At 40.1% G+C, this 19,897-nt stretch carries 14 protein-coding genes; 11 read left to right on the forward strand and 3 right to left on the reverse strand.

The window, feature by feature from the left end; genetic code table 11:
• Positions 1-14 precede the first annotated feature (14 nt).
• From SJ2017_RS06530 to SJ2017_RS06540, 3 genes are read left to right on the forward strand one after another with little or no spacing between them, the layout of a single operon-like run.
• Positions 15-464 (forward strand): pilus assembly PilX family protein, encoded by a 450-nt coding sequence (locus SJ2017_RS06530; RefSeq protein WP_055025638.1) that lies wholly within the window; start codon positions 15-17, stop codon positions 462-464.
• A 2-nt stretch (positions 465-466) separates the two neighbouring features.
• The gene (locus SJ2017_RS06535) at positions 467-3,973 is read left to right on the forward strand and encodes a pilus assembly protein (protein ID WP_080915233.1); all 3,507 of its coding nucleotides are present in this window, start codon (positions 467-469) and stop codon (positions 3,971-3,973) included.
• Positions 3,974-3,975: 2 nt separating this feature from the next.
• Positions 3,976-4,386: a type IV pilin protein gene (locus tag SJ2017_RS06540; protein WP_055025640.1), complete on the forward strand. Its 411-nt coding sequence runs from the start codon at positions 3,976-3,978 to the stop codon at positions 4,384-4,386.
• 108 nt (positions 4,387-4,494) lie between these two features.
• Here the strand turns inward: SJ2017_RS06540 and SJ2017_RS06545 are convergent, their stop codons facing one another.
• Together SJ2017_RS06545 and SJ2017_RS06550 are read right to left on the reverse strand one after the other, a co-directional pair.
• Positions 4,495-5,022, reverse strand: coding sequence for a GspH/FimT family pseudopilin (locus SJ2017_RS06545; protein WP_055025641.1), 528 nt, complete (start codon positions 5,020-5,022; stop codon positions 4,495-4,497).
• A gap of 98 nt (positions 5,023-5,120) precedes the next feature.
• Positions 5,121-5,639 carry a GspH/FimT family pseudopilin gene (locus tag SJ2017_RS06550; RefSeq protein ID WP_080915234.1) on the reverse strand — a complete coding sequence of 173 codons (519 nt, stop codon included), beginning with the start codon at positions 5,637-5,639 and terminating at the stop codon, positions 5,121-5,123.
• Positions 5,640-5,857: 218 nt separating this feature from the next.
• Here SJ2017_RS06550 and SJ2017_RS06555 point away from each other — a divergent pair, with 218 nt between their 5' ends.
• Complete coding sequence (locus SJ2017_RS06555) at positions 5,858-6,196, forward strand: P-II family nitrogen regulator (protein ID WP_055025643.1); 339 nt, start codon at positions 5,858-5,860, stop codon at positions 6,194-6,196.
• 67 nt (positions 6,197-6,263) lie between these two features.
• On the opposite strand, the gene SJ2017_RS06560 is transcribed toward SJ2017_RS06555, so the two are convergent.
• Positions 6,264-7,274, reverse strand: a complete 1,011-nt coding sequence (locus tag SJ2017_RS06560; RefSeq protein WP_080915235.1) for a LacI family DNA-binding transcriptional regulator — start codon at positions 7,272-7,274, stop codon at positions 6,264-6,266.
• 444 nt (positions 7,275-7,718) lie between these two features.
• On the opposite strand from SJ2017_RS06560, the gene SJ2017_RS06565 reads away from it, so the two are divergent.
• The 7 genes from SJ2017_RS06565 (at position 7,719) to nagA (ending at position 19,866) form a co-directional block, all read left to right on the forward strand.
• Positions 7,719-10,316, forward strand: a complete 2,598-nt coding sequence (locus tag SJ2017_RS06565) for a TonB-dependent receptor (protein ID WP_055025645.1) — start codon at positions 7,719-7,721, stop codon at positions 10,314-10,316.
• A 95-nt stretch (positions 10,317-10,411) separates the two neighbouring features.
• Positions 10,412-11,956, forward strand: coding sequence for a tryptophan halogenase family protein (locus tag SJ2017_RS06570; protein ID WP_080915236.1), 1,545 nt, complete (start codon positions 10,412-10,414; stop codon positions 11,954-11,956).
• 259 nt (positions 11,957-12,215) lie between these two features.
• Entirely contained in the window at positions 12,216-12,920 is a 705-nt protein-coding gene (locus SJ2017_RS06575) for a SapC family protein (RefSeq protein ID WP_055025647.1), read from the forward strand.
• A gap of 756 nt (positions 12,921-13,676) precedes the next feature.
• Positions 13,677-16,319, forward strand: coding sequence for a family 20 glycosylhydrolase (locus SJ2017_RS06580; RefSeq protein WP_080915237.1), 2,643 nt, complete (start codon positions 13,677-13,679; stop codon positions 16,317-16,319).
• Between the two features lie 321 nt (positions 16,320-16,640).
• On the forward strand, positions 16,641-17,543 hold the full coding sequence (nagK, locus tag SJ2017_RS06585; protein WP_080915238.1) for an N-acetylglucosamine kinase: 903 nt from the start codon (positions 16,641-16,643) through the stop codon (positions 17,541-17,543).
• A 68-nt stretch (positions 17,544-17,611) separates the two neighbouring features.
• Positions 17,612-18,610, forward strand: a complete 999-nt coding sequence (gene nagB-II, locus SJ2017_RS06590; RefSeq protein WP_080915239.1) for a glucosamine-6-phosphate deaminase NagB-II — start codon at positions 17,612-17,614, stop codon at positions 18,608-18,610.
• A 65-nt stretch (positions 18,611-18,675) separates the two neighbouring features.
• Positions 18,676-19,866 (forward strand): N-acetylglucosamine-6-phosphate deacetylase, encoded by a 1,191-nt coding sequence (nagA, locus tag SJ2017_RS06595; protein WP_080915240.1) that lies wholly within the window; start codon positions 18,676-18,678, stop codon positions 19,864-19,866.
• Positions 19,867-19,897: the final 31 nt, after the last annotated feature.

The raw sequence follows: 19,897 nt of genomic DNA on the forward strand, positions 1-19,897 counted from the left end.
TTTAGGTTACTTCAATGATTAAACCATTAAAAAACCAGCAAGGAATGGTGTTATTTTTTTCCTTAGTGGTACTGATTGTTATGACTATTATCGGAGTCGCATTAGCAGTGAACTCTAGTCAATCCTTAAGAATGGCGGGTGCTGGCGGTGACCGAGTTTCTGCATTAGCTCAGGCACAAGGAGGGCTAAACATCGTGATTAATGACAATGTCACGCATAACTTTAGCACGAGAACTGCCGATGGTGTCGTTACTGAAATGGATGGAACACAGAATATTAAGTTAATGCCTGAAGATAATCCAGGTATCGACGTAAACTGCCAGCGTACTGAAAAAGCAAGCGCGGCTAATTTAATCAGCTGCAGACGCCTAGAAGTTTCGAGTTCTGCTACTTTTGGAAGAGGCGGTGTAGGACAACTTACCGTTACAACGGGCATTGAGCAAGAAGTGCTCACCGGGAGTTAAACATGTTTAAGAAGATATCCACTTTTACTTTAAGTTTTATGACTATTGCTCTAGCTGCGACAAGTATCGCTGATGATACTGAGCTATACGTAGCAGAGTCTTCAGCAAGAAGTAACGATAATCCGCAAGTATTACTTATATTAGATACATCCGGCTCAATGGGTGATAATTCTTTTACTGCTCCTAGATTCCATGATCAAGGGAGTATTGGAGGCAGTACTAAGTTATATTTTTCGAATGATGGTGCCGTTGTTCCAGAACTAAGTAGTAATCAATACATCTTAAACTCAATTAATGGCTGTGCGAGTTCTAAAACGTTCCTTGAAGAATATGGAATATATACGGGTTATTTTCGTCAGTATGAAGGCAATGTTTGGAGTAAATTTCCATTAACAGATGGTAGTGCTGTATCGACAGTAGATTGTTATGAAGATATATATGAGCAAAATACAACCAATGCTAGTGGTGTTTCTGCTGGGTATCCCGTCGACGCGCTTGCCTCTCCTTATGATTCAGATATTGAAAAAGCTAAACTGACTGATTTTGGCTTAGGTGATCCAATACATTTTTATACTCAAGAATACGTAACTTGGTACCATAATGATAGCAAGCCAAATGGCAAGGCAAATGGCAGCTCATATACACGTATGGATGTGGCAAAACGAATCTTAGAAGAGCTTATAGTCAGTACTCCAGGTATAGACTTTGGTTTATTAATATTTAACAAAAACGACAGTACTTCTAAAGATGGCGGTCGTATTATTTCTGGTATTAAAGAGGCATCGGTTGCAAACAAAAATAGCGTAATTACGTCTATTCAAGATTCTGATTCTATTCACGGCAACTATACGCCTTTATGTGAAACCTTATTTGAAGCTTATAGTTACTTATATGGTAAACCAGTCAAATTTGGCCATAAAACATCAGGCTCTACCTCTAATCCTTCCTATGATACAGCTATCGAGTCTAACGGGAATTATATTTCGCCATTTGTGAATAAAGATTGCCAGTCTAATGCATCAATTATTTACGTTACCGACGGAATTCCAAATTTAGATGTTAGTGCCGATTCTGCTATCGCGTTATTACCAGGTGTAGATTTGACATTAGGTGAAGATATTAACGAGTGGGGTACTATGAAAACCAATTATTTAGCTTCACTATCTAATTGGATGTACAACAACGATGTCAACCCAAATGCACCGTCTGATCAAGTTGTATCGACTTATACGATTGGCTTTAGTTCTGGTGCTGATGCCGCTGAAGCTTTATTAGAAAAAACGGCCGAAAAAGCTGGTGGTGAATATTATAAAGCAAACTCTGCTGAAGCATTGAAAGCTTCGCTTTTACAAGCTGTAACAGCAATTCAAGGAACGGATTCTAGTTTTACTTCTCCTTCAGTAGTGCTTGATAAAACCCAAACTGGCGATGACGCATATTTTGCAATGTTTTTGCCTGATAAAGGACCTCGTTGGTCAGGTAATTTAAAGAAGTTTAAAGTGACTGCTGATGGGACGGTAGTTGATAAAAATGGCAATGATGCATTTGATAGTTCAGGTACTATCGCTGCAGAAGCTTGTCCGTATTGGACAACTGATTGTACTGGCGATTCATACCGTGGCTATCATGTTTCTGATGGCGGTGTTGCAGGGGTCATGAAGTCAACTTATAGCTCGTCTGTTAGCTCAAGAAAGGTATTGATTAACGCAGGTAGCAGCGGTGACTTAGTTGCCTTCACGCCGGCAAATGCCAAATTGAATAGCTATTTATCTACAGATGCTGATTTAGCTGATTACATGGGAGTCGACATTAGCGGAATCGATGACAATTTTGATTGGGCGAAAGGCGTCAATGTTGATGATGAAGATCATGATGATAAAGCTGACACAGCACCTCTCTATTTACGTCAAGATATCATCGGCGACCCGCTGCACTCAAGGCCGCTTGTTATTAACTATGGCAACTCTTCAGAGCCGGATAACCGTATTTTAATGGGAACAAACCATGGGTTCCTTCATATGTTCAAGGATGATGAAACTGCTGATGTACCCGTTTCTGAATCTTGGGCATTTATGCCAGCCGAATTGCTTAAAAATATAAAAGGTTTACGTGATAACCCTCAGACAGGTGTTCACTCTATATACGGCATGGATAGTTCGCCAGTTGCTTATATTGAGAGGGATTCAAGTGATAAAGTCTCAAAAGCATGGTTATTTATTGGTATGAGACGAGGTGGAACTTCATATTATGCTTTAGATATTACAAATCCAGATTCACCTTCATTGAAGTGGATTTCTCAAGTTAGCGACTTTACTTTACAAGGTGAATCGTGGTCAGAGCCTGTAATCACTAAGGTTCCTGGTTGGCCTTCTGGCGCAACAACTGCAGCTGATGCTGATCCTGTATTGATTATCGGCGCAGGTTATAACCCTACGACAAAAGATGGCTCAAATGTTGGAAGTTCAGATAGTATTGGCACTGGGGTCTATATTATCGATGCCGATAATGGAACAAAAGTATACACTTTCGGACTAACTGGCAGTGATACGGTAATGCCAGGGCTTTCGGACAGTATTCCAAATAAGGTCGCAATTCTTGATAGTAATAATGATCAGTTAACCGATAGAGTTTATGCGACAGATACTGGTGCCAATGTATGGCGTCTAGATATGCCAGGTTTGCCAAATGATACTTCAAACCCTTGGAGTGCTTTCAAATTTGCAACTCTCGGTGGTGGGACAACAACAACTGATATTCGTTTCTACTCAGAGCCTGTTGTGGCACAAACGACTTTCAGTAACATTGCAGAACATACGCATACGGACGGTAGTGGAACCTCAACAACTACAATGACTTATCAAAGTATTCCTTATGATGCTGTTGTAATAGGAAGCGGACATAGACCCCACCCTCTTGATAAGGCAAGAGCTGATAAGTTCTTTACATTGCAAGATAGAAATATTGTCACTAAATCTTATAGCTCTGCAGCCAGTAATACAGCACCTGACCTTCTTGAACTAACAGATCTCTATAATGTGACAACTGAATCACCTTCTTCAGATTCTGAGCTTGTAACATTTGGTGCCAAGAGAGGCTGGTATTATAACTTTAGTGATGCAGGTGAGAAATCATTATCAGCGGCAACAATTGTATCAGGAAGAGTCTTTTTTACTTCATATGTGCCTGAAACTGGAGCCAGCGAAACCGCATGTTTAGTCCCTGGTCAAGGGCGCTTATATGGGTTCGATTTACATAAAGGTGCGAGGACGTATAGCCATAGTGAAGACTATTTTGTAATGGGTGAACAAGTACCTGATACGCCAACATTAGTAGTACCAAAAAATGGCGATTCAGACAGCTATATGTATTTGATAGGTATTGGTGATGCTGCTAATGATATGATTAAAAACGATGTTTTAGGCGACGATGGTTGTCCTGAAGGCGATGATAAATGTATCGGTGGTGGCTTAGGTGTCAATCGAATTTACTACCATCAGAACGAGAATTAAAAATGGTGCAATATAATAGAAAAATCTCAGGTTTTACGTTAATTGAAGCCATGATTACACTTGTGGTGATTGGTATTTTGGCTTCGATTGCCTACCCTAGTTATACTAGCTTCGCTGCTAGAGGGGCCCGTGCAGATGCTCTCTCAGGGCTTATGAATATGGCTAATAGGCAAGAACAGTTTTATTTGGATCATAAGAAATTTACCAAGAATATGAAACAGTTGGGAATGGATACCGATCCTTATATTGTAGATAACGGCTTTTATGAGATAGATGCTTCTGTAGGCTCTGCGACTAAATATACCTTGCAAGCAACAGCGATTGGAACGCAAGCGACTAGAGATACAGATTGTGCAGTCATTCAAATCACTTCTGATGGTGTTAAAACGCCGGCTGAATGTTGGAGTAATTAACTTTTGCTCTAGGTTAAAAAAGAGTTTATGGATTAGATAACCATAAACTCTTTTTTGTAGAAGATATTAAAATCGACCTTGGATTAAATGTACTAGATCATATCAAGATTATGTGCAATTCACATTTTCTGTAATGACTTGCACTCTGCCTGATGCACTTAATGACACTTGTTTTGAGTATGCGCTGTCTGTGGAACCTGGGCAGTAAGTTATAGTTTGAGCCGTTGAGCCACTAACAAGACCATCTGTATTAAAGGTGATTAGGGACGAAGAAGAGGTTTTTATAAAATCATCATCATTGAAAGCATCAATAAAACGAAGTACATCCGTATTATTGTCCTTTATGCCGTTTTGATCATCATCTATAAAAATTGCAACTCCGTCTATCCAATTACTCGTGCAGCCTGAACCGTCACCAGGGCATACCGAGACTCTTCTGCCAAAACTTACAGCTTGGTTACGAGCAAAAACCAATGCTGACTCAAGTGAATTGGTAGCAGCCCGACTTCGACTAGATTCATATAGGTAAGTTAACGAAGGAACCGCTACAGCGATTAAAACTCCTGCAACTACAAGTGTGATCAATAGTTCAACCAGAGTAAAACCGTTAGTTAATCCTTTCTTTATTTTTATCATCCATATTTCCTCAGTAATACTTAAGTCAGTATAAGGTAATATGAGTGCGAAATCAGCGTTTTTGTCAATCTAAAGTTGGCCATCATTAATCGCGAAATTCAGTCTTGTTGGCATTCAATATTCTTTTGGCGAGAGAACCTTATTCTGCCAGACTGATTAATAATGACCGCTTTTGAATATGGGCTATTATAAGTATTAGGGCAGTATCTAAAGGTCCCATTGGTGCCAGATGCTAAACCATCAGGCTGGAATCTAATAGCGTTTCGATTGTAATAAACAATATCATTAGAATTGAATGGTCCCATAACATACAGAAGCTCATCTTCACTGCCAAGTTCATTGCGTTTACCCCCATCAGTAAAAACGCTAAAGCCGCTTTGCCAATCCCAATTACATTGGGAATTGACTAAAGGGCATACTGTGACTCTTGTGCCGAAAGTAATAGCATGATTTCTGGCGAGTTGGATTAACTGCTGGATAGATCTAATTGAACTTTCGCTTCGAGATTGTTCAATAATGACTTCAAAGTAGGGTAAAGAAAAGGTAGTTAAGATCGCTGAGATAGATAACGTGACAATCAGCTCTACTAGGCTAAAGCCCATGAATTGGTGTTTCATAAAATCATCCTTGATTTATTTTGCTAAGCAATCCCGCGAAGCAATAAGGCTAAGTATAGATTCCTTTTGGTATTAAGCTAATTTTAGTTTTTTAAAAATACTCCATTAAATTTAAAGCAAAAAAAGTGATGTTAAAGTAAGATAGAGAGCGATTTTTGATTATTAATGCATATATACTTCAAGTATATAAAGACTTCCCAAGTGCACAGGAGTGATTGATGAAAAAAGTAGAAGCCATTATTAAACCGTTTAAACTTGATGATGTGCGAGAGTCACTTGCGGAAATAGGTATTACTGGGATGACAGTTCTAGAGGTTAAGGGCTTTGGTCGTCAAAAAGGCCACACTGAGCTTTATCGTGGTGCTGAATACATGGTGGACTTTTTACCTAAAGTTAAAATCGAATTGGTCATCCAAGATGAACAGTTAGATCAAGCAATTGAAGTGATTGTTGATACGGCAAGAACTGGTAAAATTGGTGACGGTAAGATTTTTGTTACTGATATTGAACGTGTTATTCGTATAAGAACGGGCGAAGAAAACGAAGAAGCTGTTTAATCTTTGACAATTTGAACAACAAAAAGCCTCTAAATTTTAGAGGCTTTTTTGTCACTAACAACTATGATTAGCGAGTCGATGAAGAGTCTCTAATGACGGGCTCTGGAGTAAATATCATTGAGCGTTTTTCTACGGTCTCTTTACTGTTAGCAATTAGTAATTCAGTTGCGACTTTTGCAATTTTGACGTTAGGTTGATGCACCGTCGTCAGTTTAGGCCAAGTTTGGCGTGAGAATGGACTATCCTCAAAGCCTACGATGGAAAGATCTTTTGGGATATCTAATCCAGCTAATCTTGCGGCAAATAAAGCACCTGCGGCTATTTCATCGTTACATGCGACAATTGCAGTAGGACGCTGAGATAAATTTATTAACTTATTGGCATTTTCAACACCAGATTCAAAAGAGTACTGACCATCTAGTACCCAGTCAGTGTTTACGCTCAGTTGGTTTTGTTTTAATGCGCTTTTAAAACCACTTAATCGTTCTTTGGTTGATTCATGGTGCTGATCACCACTTAAAAATCCAATCTCTGTATGACCGATATCAATAAGGTGCTGTGTTATTTCTAAAGCGCCGTGCTTATCGTTTACTAGAACAGCTAATCCATTGTCTGCACAGGCTTTTTCTCCTGCAATAATGCGGACGTAGTTGGCATCTATTTCATCAAGGGCTGCTAAAATAGTAGGGTCCTCAGACATCGGAGGCGTTAATACTAGACCAGATAAACGTGAATGCTTAACCATCTTAGTTAATTCATCACAAATATCCGCTGATTTTGCATCACACGGGTGAATAAGTAATTCGTAACCTTTGTCTTGGCAAGCAGACAAAATACCATTTTGCATATCAATAATGTAATAAGCGTTGGGATTATCGTAGATAAAGCCGATGACGTAAGATTTAGTACTGGCAAGATTACGGGCAGCTAAATTGGGTTGGTAATTTAACTCATTGATCGCGGCATTGACTTTATCAATGGTGGCTTGTCTTACAGAGCTTTCTTTATTCGTGACTCTTGATACTGTTTTGATTGATACGCCAGCATGTTTGGCAACATCATTGATGGTTACTTTCATTTGTTTATAGCTCTTTTATTCAGGCGAGTAGCTTAACAGTTATTTATCTCAATTTGATGACATTTATCCCCTAATAACGTGTCTTCAAACCGTGTACTTGACGAAATAACGGTAGCTCATATAACTCTAATAGTGCTTATTTTTACTTAATTAGGCAATCTCCAATTATCTATCTGGTTTGAACAGTGGCTTTTATAAAGAGCTTGTATCAAAAATGCTACAAATTATTATTTTCCTCAAGACTTTGTTTTTTAATAGTTTAAGTGGGCATTTCTATCTTTCTTTAATTGTTTTTATAACAAAAAATGCTCAGTAAAGTTATTTTGTTGTGGCAAGACTGTTAATAATTGTGTAATGTTTGCTCTAGACATGACAGCGTTGTCATTCCGGTTGGAATGGTTATGTATCCAAAAACGATAATAAAGTTATGGAAGGGAAATGAAGATGCGACCTATTAATTTTAAGAAAAATGTTTTAGCAACTAACATTGCTATTTTGCTTGGCAGTATGGTTTCAGTAGGAGCAGTGGCTGCTGATGCTGAGACTGCTGAAGAAAACATTGAAAAAATCGAAGTAAAAGGCATGCGTGCCTCGATGAAGGCTTCGGTTAATGAAAAACGTTTTTCAAACTCAGTTGTTGATGCGGTAACCGCAGAAGATATTGGTAAATTTCCTGATGGTGACGTGGGTGAGTCATTAGGCCGTATACCAGGTGTTGCTGTAAACCGTCAGTTTGGCCAAGGCCAGCAAGTGTCAATTCGTGGTGCTTCAAGCAGCTTAACACGTACACTACTTAACGGACATTCAGTAGCTTCTACTGGTTGGTATGATCAACAGTCTATTGACCGTAGCTTTAACTACAGCTTACTACCGCCTGAAATGGTCGGTGGGATTGAAGTATATAAGTCATCTCAGGCTGATTTACCTGAAGGTGGCGTGGGCGGTACGGTAATTGTTAAAACACGTAAACCATTAGATTTAGATGCCAACACTGTATTCCTTAGCGCTAAAGGTGATTACGGCACAATCTCTGAAGAAACTGATCCTGAATTATCTGGCTTATACAGCTGGAAAAATGAAAACGAAAATTTTGGTTTCTTAATTTCTGCTGCGGGTTCTGAAACAACTTACCAACGTAATGGTATTGAATCATTGCTAGGTTGGGGTGATATCGTCCCTACGACATTCCAACAAGATCGTGAACGTACAGCGATTAATGGTGTATTCCAATATAACCCAACTGATAATTTAGAGTTTGGTTTGAACTTAATGAGCTTAGACATGAAAGCAAACAATGCTAACACGTCTTTATTCGTAATGTTCCCAGATGATAAAGATGCTGCTTGTGAGCAAAAAAATAGCAATGGTACTTGTACCTTCTATCGCCGTGGTGCAGATGATGCAAACCCAGGTTGGGCACAAACTTGGGCTCGCCAAGCAAGCATGGATTCAAATACCGTAGATTTCGATTTCAAATATGAAGCCGATAGTTTCACTATGGAAGGCCGTGTTGGTAATACTAAATCTGAAGGTGGTACCGATTTAACTGCTAACTATGGTTTTTGGTTAGGTACACCAGCTGATTACGCTGGTACTTATGATGCGACTGGTGAAGTCATTAAAATTGATGTAGCAAATAAATCATTTGGTGCAGAAGATTTTGGTGGTCAGTTAGCGCCAGCAGGTTGGTCTTTAAAGAAACAACCTAACTCAGATGAAGAAACTTATGCACAATTTGATTTCACGATTCCTGTTGATTTAGGTGCAATTACCTCATTTAAAACTGGTGTGCGCTGGGCTGATCATGATGTTAAGCAAGAGACTTATCCTGCAATAGTCAATGCTGATGTCACTTCAAAAGATGCAACAGCTTACTATGGCGGCTCAATGTCTTCAGGTGCAGGTTACACGTTACCTGAGCCGAACCTTGATGCAATGCTAAAAGATGCAAAAGCAGCAATCAGTGGTTTCAGTAAAGACGGAACCGTTTATAAGTCAGGTTACGGTACAATAAACGAAGAAAACTTAGCATTATACTTAATGGCTGATTTTGAAGCCGACGGTATCCGCGGTAACTTTGGCCTACGTTATATTTCTACCGATGCGTCATCAGATTATTATGCACTTCAAGCTGACGGTTCTTATGCTGATAACTTAAGCACACTTGATGCAAGTTACAGTGATGTTTTACCTAGCATGAACATTGCTTTTGATGTTGCTAGTGATGTGATAATTCGTGCCTCTGCAGGACAAGTTATCTCACGTCCTAATTACGGTGACATGTTTGCATCTTCTGCGTTAGCAGGCTATGCAGACGGAACAGCGGGTAATGAAGTCGTCAACACAGGTAACATTGCCCTTGAGCCATTTAAAGCGACTCAAGCTGACTTAGGTGTTGAATGGTACTTCAGCCCTGATGGATTAATGAGTGCGGCATACTTTATTAAGGATATCAGTTCGTTTGTTACTTCTGATCAAATTCTTGACCAAAGTATCGGTATTATTGACCCTGATTCAGGTGAAGATAATTGGACTAAGTCAACTAAGAAAAACGGTACAGGCGGTCAAATTCAAGGTGTCGAACTACAAATCCAAGATGGTTTCGATAACGGATTTGGTTACTCTGCAAACTATACTTTTGCTGATTCAGACGCATCACCTGAAAATTACCCAGACGAAGTTAGCGTGTTCTCTGATTCTTCTAAACACACAGTTAACTTAGTGGGTTATTACGAGATGGAAGACTTCTCGGCTCGTGTTGCTTATAACTGGCGTAGTGAATACATGATCCGCGAATTACCAGGTTTCTATGGTAACCGTGAGCACCAAGACTATGGCACATTGGATTTAAGTGCTAACTACAACATTACTGAATATTTAGGTGTTTCATTTGAAGTAGTTAACTTACTTGAAGAGGACAGTGTTCAGTTAGGTGTTGCACCAGATGGTGCGGATGTGAAACCAGAGCTAAAAGGTGGTTACCCAGCTTGGAGCTTTGAAGGTGAAGCTCGTTATAAGGTGGGCTTAAACCTACGCTTCTAATCGGTTAATTAATTCATAGCCGAGTCAAAAAAGCCTAGCAAATTGCTAGGCTTTTTTATTAAATTAAGTCATTAACTGCAAAGCTGGTGGTTTGAATGAAAGTACAAAGAATAGTGATTGTAGGTGGTGGTACTGCAGGATGGTTAGCAGCAAACCATATTGGAAAAGCTGCGCAGCATTTAGCTGATGTTTCTGTCACGCTGATTGAATCACCAGATATCCCGACAATTGGTGTGGGTGAAGGAACGGTACCAGCGATTAAACAATCGTTACAAAGCTTCGGTATCAGTGAAACCGAGTTTATTCGTGAATGTGATGTAAGCTTTAAGCAATCAATTAAGTTTTGCAATTGGCTTGATAAAGATATTCATGGTGCCAAAAACAGTTACCATCACTTGTTTGACGTACCAAGCCCGCTAGGGGAGAACCTTACCGATTATTGGTTACAGCAAGCCAAGCAACAGGCAACTAATCAGCAGAGTTTCTCTGCTACCGTTTCTCCTCAGCATTTTATTTGTGATGCCTTCAAAGCTCCCAAACTGATTACAACACCAGAATATGGCGGCAAGGTTAGTTATGCTTACCACTTAAATGCAGCAAAATTTGCACAATTGTTAGCTAAAAATGCGACAACAAAATTTAATGTCACTCACCTAAAAGCCAATGTGCTTGATGCCAATATCGATGAGCAGGGCAATTTAGCTTGTTTGAAAACGGATTCATTAGGCGAGTTAGCTTTTGATTTTTATGTTGATGCAAGTGGCTTTGAGTCGATATTGCTTGCTAAAAAGCTTAAGGTTGGCTTTATTGATAAATCTAAGCAATTGTTTGTGAATAAAGCAATCGTTGCGCAAGTCCCTACCACTGAAGAACAAGTTATCCCGCCCTATACGATTGCTACTGCCCACCAAGCTGGTTGGGTTTGGGATATCGCCCTGCCGCAAAGGCGAGGCACAGGTTTTGTTTACTCAGATAATCATATGACATCTGCACAAGCTGAAGAAACGTTTGATCGATATTTAGGGGGTAAGCTAGCTTCACTTTCTTCAAGAGAAATTCCGATGAAAGTTGGCTATAGAGAAAAGTTCTGGGCTAAAAACTGCGTGTCATTGGGGCTTGCTCAAGGTTTTTTAGAGCCTATTGAGGCTACCTCAATATTGTTAACCGACTTTGCCGCTGCCTATCTATCAAAACGATTACCACATGCATTATCGCAAATGCCTGCACTTGCCGAGCGATTTAACCACACAATGGGCTACGCTTGGGAGCGAGTGGTTGAGTTTGCTAAATTGCATTACTGTATTTCAGACAGACAAGACAGTGACTTCTGGCGAGATAACCGTTGTCCTGATTCAATCCCTAATCCTTTAAAGCAAAAGATGGCGTTATGGCAAAACTTTAGCCCGCTGACTGACGACTTGTTTTCTCGTTATGAAGTGTTCAACGTGGATAACTATTTATATGTGTTATACGGAATGAAATACGCTACACAAGTAAATCAATGTGATAAACAGTATTTGTTAGCAGCGCAGCAGCAAACAGAACAGATCCGACGGATTGGTCAAGGGTTAGCCGCAGAATTACCTGAGCATCGTGCTTTATTAAATAAAATAAAGCAATATGGCTTGAAAACCATCTAAAAGCCCCCAAATAAATAACATAGCCAGTGGTACTTTATTTCTTGATACGGTAACGTTAGCTGCAGATTAAATGATAATGGGCTTTTTGAGTCACTCTAAGTTGTAATATCAAGCGAGATAGTGAGTCATTTAAACAAAGCATCATTTAAAAATTTTGGGATTTGAATTTAATCTTCAAAAGAAATTTTTATTAAAAGGGACTTGAATCCCGAATTTTTATGTAAATCATTATTGATTAGAAGCGCCTGAAGGAGCCAAGATGTCTAACCAAATTACGTTACTTGAACATGCAAAACACGGTGATTTAAAAATCACTCCATCGAGCTTTAACCATGTAGCTGACCAGCACATTGTTCCAGTAACTTTGCACGAAATTGGTCGTGCAGCAACTGAATACCCAATTGTATTTGTTAAAAACAGTGATAGTGGTGAGTTCCAAGCCGTTGCGATGCTGGGCTTAAAGCCAGGCCAAAATTTAAGTATTAAAGATGGCAAATGGCAAGGTTTGTATATCCCTGCTGTTGTACGTGATTACCCACTCGGACTAGTATTAAACCCAGACGTTAAAGATAAAGTTTGGATTGGTATTCGTGAAGGTGCTGCTGAAGTTAGTAAAACAGAAGGCCAAGCATTATTCGAAGGCGAAAAAGAAACTGAATACTTAGAAAACCGTAAAAAAGCGCTAATTGCTCACTTTGAACAAGATCAAGCAAGCCGTAACATTCTAGGTTTCCTTGCAGAAAAAGAGTTACTCACTACGCAAACGCTAACGGTAGATGTTGCTGGTGAAAAACGCAATATCAATGGTCTATACTTAATTGATGAAGCAAAACTTAATGAGCTTTCAGACGAAGATTATTTAGAACTTAGAAAACGTGGTCTTCTAGGTCCTATCTACGGTCATCTTGCATCACTAAATCAAGTGAACCGTTTAGCACGCACTGAGATTATGTCTAAAGCATAATTTATAAAGACGTAATTGTTGTCATTTACTCTAGTGAGTTTTGTAAAGTAAGTACGGCTTACCTTGCGACAACAGACCTCATACAGGGCAAACATCTAGGCATTGTGAGTCAATTACGATTCACAGTGCCTTTTTTATGTTTGGTATATCAATGAAAACACTAAGTTGACTCATGAGTTTACTGTTTAATTCCACTTCATTAATCCCAGTTAAGCTTTTTTTAAGGTAGAGGTTTTAAATAAGTAACTGTTTTAAAATACTAAAACCAAACAATGTTAATTAACTGTGTAATTTGGTCAAATAAATGTAGAAATTTGATGGCTAATTCTGTAGATTATTAATGACAGCGTTGTCATTGCTTGTTTGATTCGTTGTTTTAAGGTCCACATGAGTAAGGTAGAGGTCTTCTACTCATGTTTTGATTGTATTCCGGTCGGGCGGAATACAATTAATTTTTATACTTTTAGTCTCTCCCCAGAAACGAGTATAAGCTGGGTAACATATTTTGTTCCCAGCTATTTTTTTGCCTTTTTTATGATACATAGTCATTAGTTAGTTCGGTTTCAGTCGTTGAGACCCACTATACAAATCTGGGAAGGAATAAGATAAGTTGACCTATAAAGCATTGACTAAACAGCATAAAACTTTCTTGCTCCTGTTTGGCAAGTTTATGACAAATAAAGGCTGTTAAAGATTAAGAAATAGCTTAAACCATATTGCGTTACATCATTAGCTTAGGGATAAACTGAGGAAACTATGAAAAAGACCATCATCGCAACGGCTTTATTATTGTCACTTGGGGTAGTAGGTTGTCAGGGCGGGTCATCTGAGCGTCAAACCAACATTGAACAATCCTCTTGGACACAAACCTCACTCAATCAATTCGCTAATGAACTAAAAGTCACTTATCGAGTGGTCACCAATATCCCTGAGCAAGCATGTTCAGCGGCTCAAAAAGACCAACGTTGCTTTATCGCAGAAATCGATTTTTCAACTCCTGCTAATTACCCCAATGGTAACTGGTCAATTTTTTATAGCCAAATGAGACCCGTTCAAGCTGTGTTAAATCCTGAATTTGACATTAGTCGTGTTCAAGGCGATTTACATCAAATTACACCCACAAAAGCGTTTACTGGATTTAAAGCTGGCGAAATAAAGACTCTAGGGTTTCGTGGCGAGTTATGGCAGTTGTCTGAAACTGATCCAATGCCAAACTACTATATTACCGTCGACGGGTTAACGCCTGTTGTGATCAGCAGTACAAAGCTCACAATTGACCCTGAAACAGGCATGGAGCAACGTCCTTATGTGGAATCGTTTACCGATGCTGATAAGCAATATCGCCGCACAGAAAAAGATGCACTCGTTTGGGCGAAAGCAGATGTACTTTATCAAACCAATGAAAATGTAACCCTTGATAGCAGTTATGTCACTGACCGTATCATTCCGACCCCAGCTGACATTGTTGTTACCTCCACCAATAAGCCTGTGGATTTATCTTTGGGGATTAATGTTATTTACAATGAAGTAAACCCAAAGGCTGTAAAAGCATCACTTGCGCGCCTATCAAGGCTTGGTGTGAATGAGCTCGCTGGTGGCATCCCGCTTAAGTTGGAGACATCTTCAACAATAGGGCAAGAAGGCTACAAGCTTGAAATTACAGAATCTGAATTGACGATTCAAGCGGCTGATGAAGCTGGTTTTTCATATGGTATTGCATCAATTACCGGATTATTATCTGCCGATGACTTATCTATAAATACCTTAACGGTAACTGATGCGCCACGTTATCAATTTCGAGGTATGCATGTTGATGTCGCAAGAAACTTTCATAGTAAGCAAATGATTTTAGACCTGATTGATCAAATGGCGGCTTACAAGTTAAATAAGCTTCATTTGCATATGGCTGACGATGAAGGTTGGCGTTTAGAAATCGATGGTTTACCTGAGTTAACCAATGTGGGTAGCAAGCGTTGCCATGATTTAACGGAAACACAATGTCTTATACCTCAATTAGGCAGTGGCCCATTTGCTGATAGCGATGTAAATGGTTACTACAGTAAAGCCGATTATATCGAGATATTAAATTATGCCACCGCTCGTCAAGTGGAAGTTATCCCATCAATGGATATGCCTGGTCACTCAAGAGCTGCAATTAAATCAATGGATGCACGCTATCGTCATTATATGGAAGCAGGGAATAGCGAAGCCGCTAAAGAGTATTTATTGTCAGATGCTGCAGATAAGACAGTGTACTCGTCAGTGCAATATTATAATGACAATACCTTAAATGTTTGTATGGAATCGACGTTTCATTTTGTTGATAAAGTCATCAGGGAAATAGCCAAGCTTCACCAAGCTGCGGATCACCCGTTAAATCGATACCATATTGGCGCTGATGAAACTGCAGGTGCGTGGAAGCAATCTCCTCAGTGTCTTGATTTTGTTGCTAATAACGATAAAGGCGTGACATCAGTTGATGATTTAGGAGCCTACTTTATTGAACGCTTATCAAATTCGTTAGCTGACAAAGGTATTCAACCTGCAGGTTGGAGTGATGGTATGAGCCACACTAACCCCGCAAATATGCCTCAAAATGCACAGTCTAATATTTGGGATGTCATATCACATCAAGGTTATAAGCGAGCTCATAAACAAGCAAATCTAGGTTGGGATACCGTATTGTCAAATCCTGAGGTGCTGTATTTCGACTTCCCCTATGAAGCAGATCCTAAGGAGCACGGGTATTACTGGGCTGGACGTGCGCAAAATAGTCAAAAAATATTTTCATTTATGCCAGATAATCTTCCTGCCAATGCTGAACAATGGACTGACATCGAAGGCCAAGCCTTTGCCGCTGATGATACCGTTCAACAAGATGAGCAGGGGAATGACATATCAGGCCCGTTACAACAAGGAAAAGGCTTTACTGGTATTCAAGGGCAACTGTGGAGCGAAACAGTGCGCAGTGATGATGTCGCTGAATACATGATTTATCCACGATTATTAATGTTGGCAGAAAAAGCATGGCATAAAGGAAGCTGGGAAGTGCCATATCGATATGAAGGCGCTATTTATAGTCAAGATTCTGGTTACTTCACTGTGGAAATGCGACTCAAACAACAGCAGCAATGGAATGAACTTGCTAATGCACTTGGACAAAAAGAGCTTCACAAGCTTGATTTAGCAAACATTGCTTATCGATTACCAACGGTGGGGGCTAAAGTTATTAATGGTAAATTACATGCCAATATCGCTTTTCCAGGACTGAGAATTGAGTATCGTGTCAATAATAAACAGTGGCTTCCTTATACCGAGCCCGTTGCTGTGAATGGCAAAGTGGAAGTGAGAAGTATCTCTCCTGATGGTAAACGAAAAGGCAGAAGTTTATTGCTGTAGATAGTTAATATTGCACTTCACTAAAAGGCGTTAAACACTTTGTTAACGCCTTTTTGCTTTGTTTTATACCATTAAGTCTGATTCTCTTTAATTAATCACTAAACGATTACTATTTTATTTTCTTTATAAACAGAGTGTTAGATTTATATCTTGATGCTTATTTATCTTAGTTCTAAAAAATAAATGACAACGCTGTCATTTGTGGTGTAACATAAAGTTAACTTATTCAAAGGGCCACCTATAACGTTAGTTTGTGCATCTTTATAACGTTGTTTTTTAGTCATCATCTTGGGCTCAAATAGAAGAGATAAGAGGGATATCATGGGCGTTAACCTGCAAAATGAATCACAGCTTTTTATTGGTATTGATGGCGGAGGCAGTAAATGTCGCGCCACGATTTATTCTCCTAAGATGGGTGTGATTGGAACTGGTGTTGCTGGGCGTGCTAACCCCCTTCACGGCTTAGAACAAACTTTCGAATCAATCCGCCAATCAACCGACTTAGCGATAGCAGACGCAAACCTAACTCAAGCTGATATCAAGACGTTAGTCGCAGGGCTTGGCCTTGCAGGCGTCAATGTGCCTCGCCTATATCAATTGATAAATGAATGGCAGCATCCATTTGCTCATATGTATCTCACTACCGATTTACATACTGCCTGTATTGGTGCGCACAACGGTGAGGATGGCGCGGTCATTATTACTGGCACAGGGTCTTGCGGTTATGCACATGTCGGAGAGCAAAGCTTACTGGTTGGTGGGCATGGGTTTGCTTTAGGCGATAAAGGTAGCGGTGCATGGCTAGGTCAACAAGCTGCAGAACATGCTTTATTAAACCTTGATGGGTTTGCGCAAGACAGCCAGTTAACGCAATTAATCTTAGCGCATTTTGACGTCTCAGACGCTATCGGAATTGTTGAAAACCTAGCAGGTCAATCATCGAGTACGTATGCCAAATTAGCTAGGCTGGTAATTCAAAGTGCCGAACAAGGTGATGTTGTAGCGATAGAGATTGTTAAACAGGGTGCAAAATATATCAGTGATATGGCACGTAAGCTTTTTACACTCGAACCGCGTCGTTTTTCAATGATAGGAGGTTTAGCTGAGCCCTTACAAAAATGGCTTGATAGTGATGTCGGGCAGCAGGTCCAGCCAGCGCTCGCTCAACCTGAAATCGGCGCCATCTTATTTGCTCAACAGCAATACAGCAAACATCAAGGCTAATAGGTTAACAATTCAACCAGCTAGTCATTTTTCCAATTTATTCGACAATATTGAAAAAGGTTATACCGATGACAAATACAATTATGGAGCTAGAAGCTCGCTCTGCACCGCAAAAAATTGCTGAACAATTAGCTGCTAATGCGGGGCTAACTAAAGAACTTGGTGAGAAGCTGCGTAATTTTAAACCTAAGTTTGTAATGATTGTTGGCCGGGGCTCTTCAGATCATGCGGGTGTGTTTGCAAAATATTTATTTGAAATTGAAGTAGGTATTCCAACATTTGCAGCTGCACCATCGGTAGCCAGCGTATACGGTAAAAGCTTGCAACTTGAAGGCGGGTTAGTCATCGTTATTTCACAATCAGGTCGAAGCCCTGATATTTTAGCGCAAGCAAGAATGGCAAAAAACGCCGGCGCTTTTTGTGTGGCATTAGTGAATGATGAAACCGCGCCGATAAAAGATATCGTTGATGTTGTTTTACCTCTAAGAGCGGGTGAAGAAAAAGCAGTAGCAGCCACTAAAAGCTATCTAGCGACACTTTCAGCGATTGTTCAATTAACTGCAGAGTGGACTCAAAGTGAATCATTGGCAGCGGCTGTAGATTCAATGCCTAAAGCACTTCAAACAGCAGTAGATGCAGAGCCTCAATTGACCGCAGAGTCTTTAAAGGGAGTTAAGAATCTTGTGGTTTTAGGCCGCGGTCTTGGATATGCCGTTACAAAAGAGCTAGCGCTTAAAATGAAAGAAGTGTGTTCTATTCATGCCGAATCCTTTAGTAGTGCAGAGTTTTTACATGGTCCGGTGACATTAGTTGAGAAAAAGCTGACCATTGTTGACGCTTGTATCAATGATGAGTCTTTAGAAAGCCATGTTGAGCAAGTAAATAACGTCACTGAGCGTGGTGCTGATGTGGTTCATTTGAATCAAACTTCAAATGATATTCACCCGCGTATTGCGCCACTGGCGCTGTTGCAGCGTTTTTATATTGATGTCGCCGCCGTAGCGGTTGCGCGTGGCATTGATCCAGATCAGCCAGAAGGCCTCAAGAAAGTAACACAAACCTTGTAATATAAGTTGATGATATTTACTCACCTTATTGGTGTTAATTAAGCCTAGATGTAAAGAGACTCAAGATGAAACAAACCCTAATTGTAGATAAGTATTTTGATGGCGAGCAATTTCAGCCGCGAGCTGCGATTACCATAGATAATGGGATGATCACTGCTATTAACGCTATAGCTGAAAAGGGGCTGGATCTGCAATTGGTGAACGAAGATGCATTAGAAAATGTGACTCATTTACAAGGAACGCTAGTTCCTGGGTTTGTTGATGTTCAGGTTAATGGTGGCGGTGGGGCGTTATTTAATGCTGAACCTACACCTGAGTGTATCAGCATCATAGGCAATGCTCATGCGAAGTTTGGAACCACTGGCTTTTTACCAACCTTAATAACTGATCAAGTTGAGGTAATGGAAAAAGCGGCCGATGCCGTTGCAGAAGCCATTAAGCTTAAAACACCAGGGGTATTGGGTATTCATTTTGAAGGGCCGCATTTGAGTGTCCCTAAAAAAGGGGTACATCCTCAATCTTTTATTCGTGAAATTTCTGCGGCTGAGATGGCTATTTTTGCTCGCCAAGATTTAGGTATCAAACTTGTCACCTTAGCACCTGAAAACGTTTCAGTTGAGGTGATAAAAACATTAGTCGAACATGATGTAAAAGTCTGCCTAGGGCATTCAAATGCTGATTACGAGACGGTTAATGCAGCGTTGGATGCAGGCGCAGATGGATTCACACACTTATTCAATGCAATGTCAGGTTTTGGTTCCCGTGAACCTGGCATGGTAGGTGCTGCGCTAGAAAGCGAACAGGCTTGGTGCGGGTTAATTGTTGATGGACACCATGTGCATAGTGCAACAGCGAAAGTGGCTATTAAGGCTAAATCGCAAGGTAAAGTGATGTTGGTGACTGATGCGATGCCGCCAGTGGGTATGGATGATAATGCTAGCTTTGAATTATTTGGCACTAAAGTGATAAGGCAAGGCGACAGACTTAATGCAACAACAGGTGAACTTGCAGGTTGTGTATTAGATATGGTTGGTGCAGTGAATAACACTGTGCGCATGCTAGGTTTACGCCATGAAGAAGCATTAAGAATGGCATCACTTTATCCGTCTCAATATTTACAGAAACCTCAGCTAGGCCGAATTGCAGTCGGTCAGCAAGCTGACTTAGTGTTATTGAATACGCAAAATAATGTCAGTGCAACTTATATAGCTGGTGAGTTAGTGTATTCTTCTGACTGCCCACAGCGGGCTAGGTAGTCGCCAATGAATGCTCCAGTTAGTCATTCGA

Origin of the sequence: Shewanella japonica, from assembly GCF_002075795.1 — a bacterium.
Classification (GTDB): domain Bacteria; phylum Pseudomonadota; class Gammaproteobacteria; order Enterobacterales; family Shewanellaceae; genus Shewanella; species Shewanella japonica.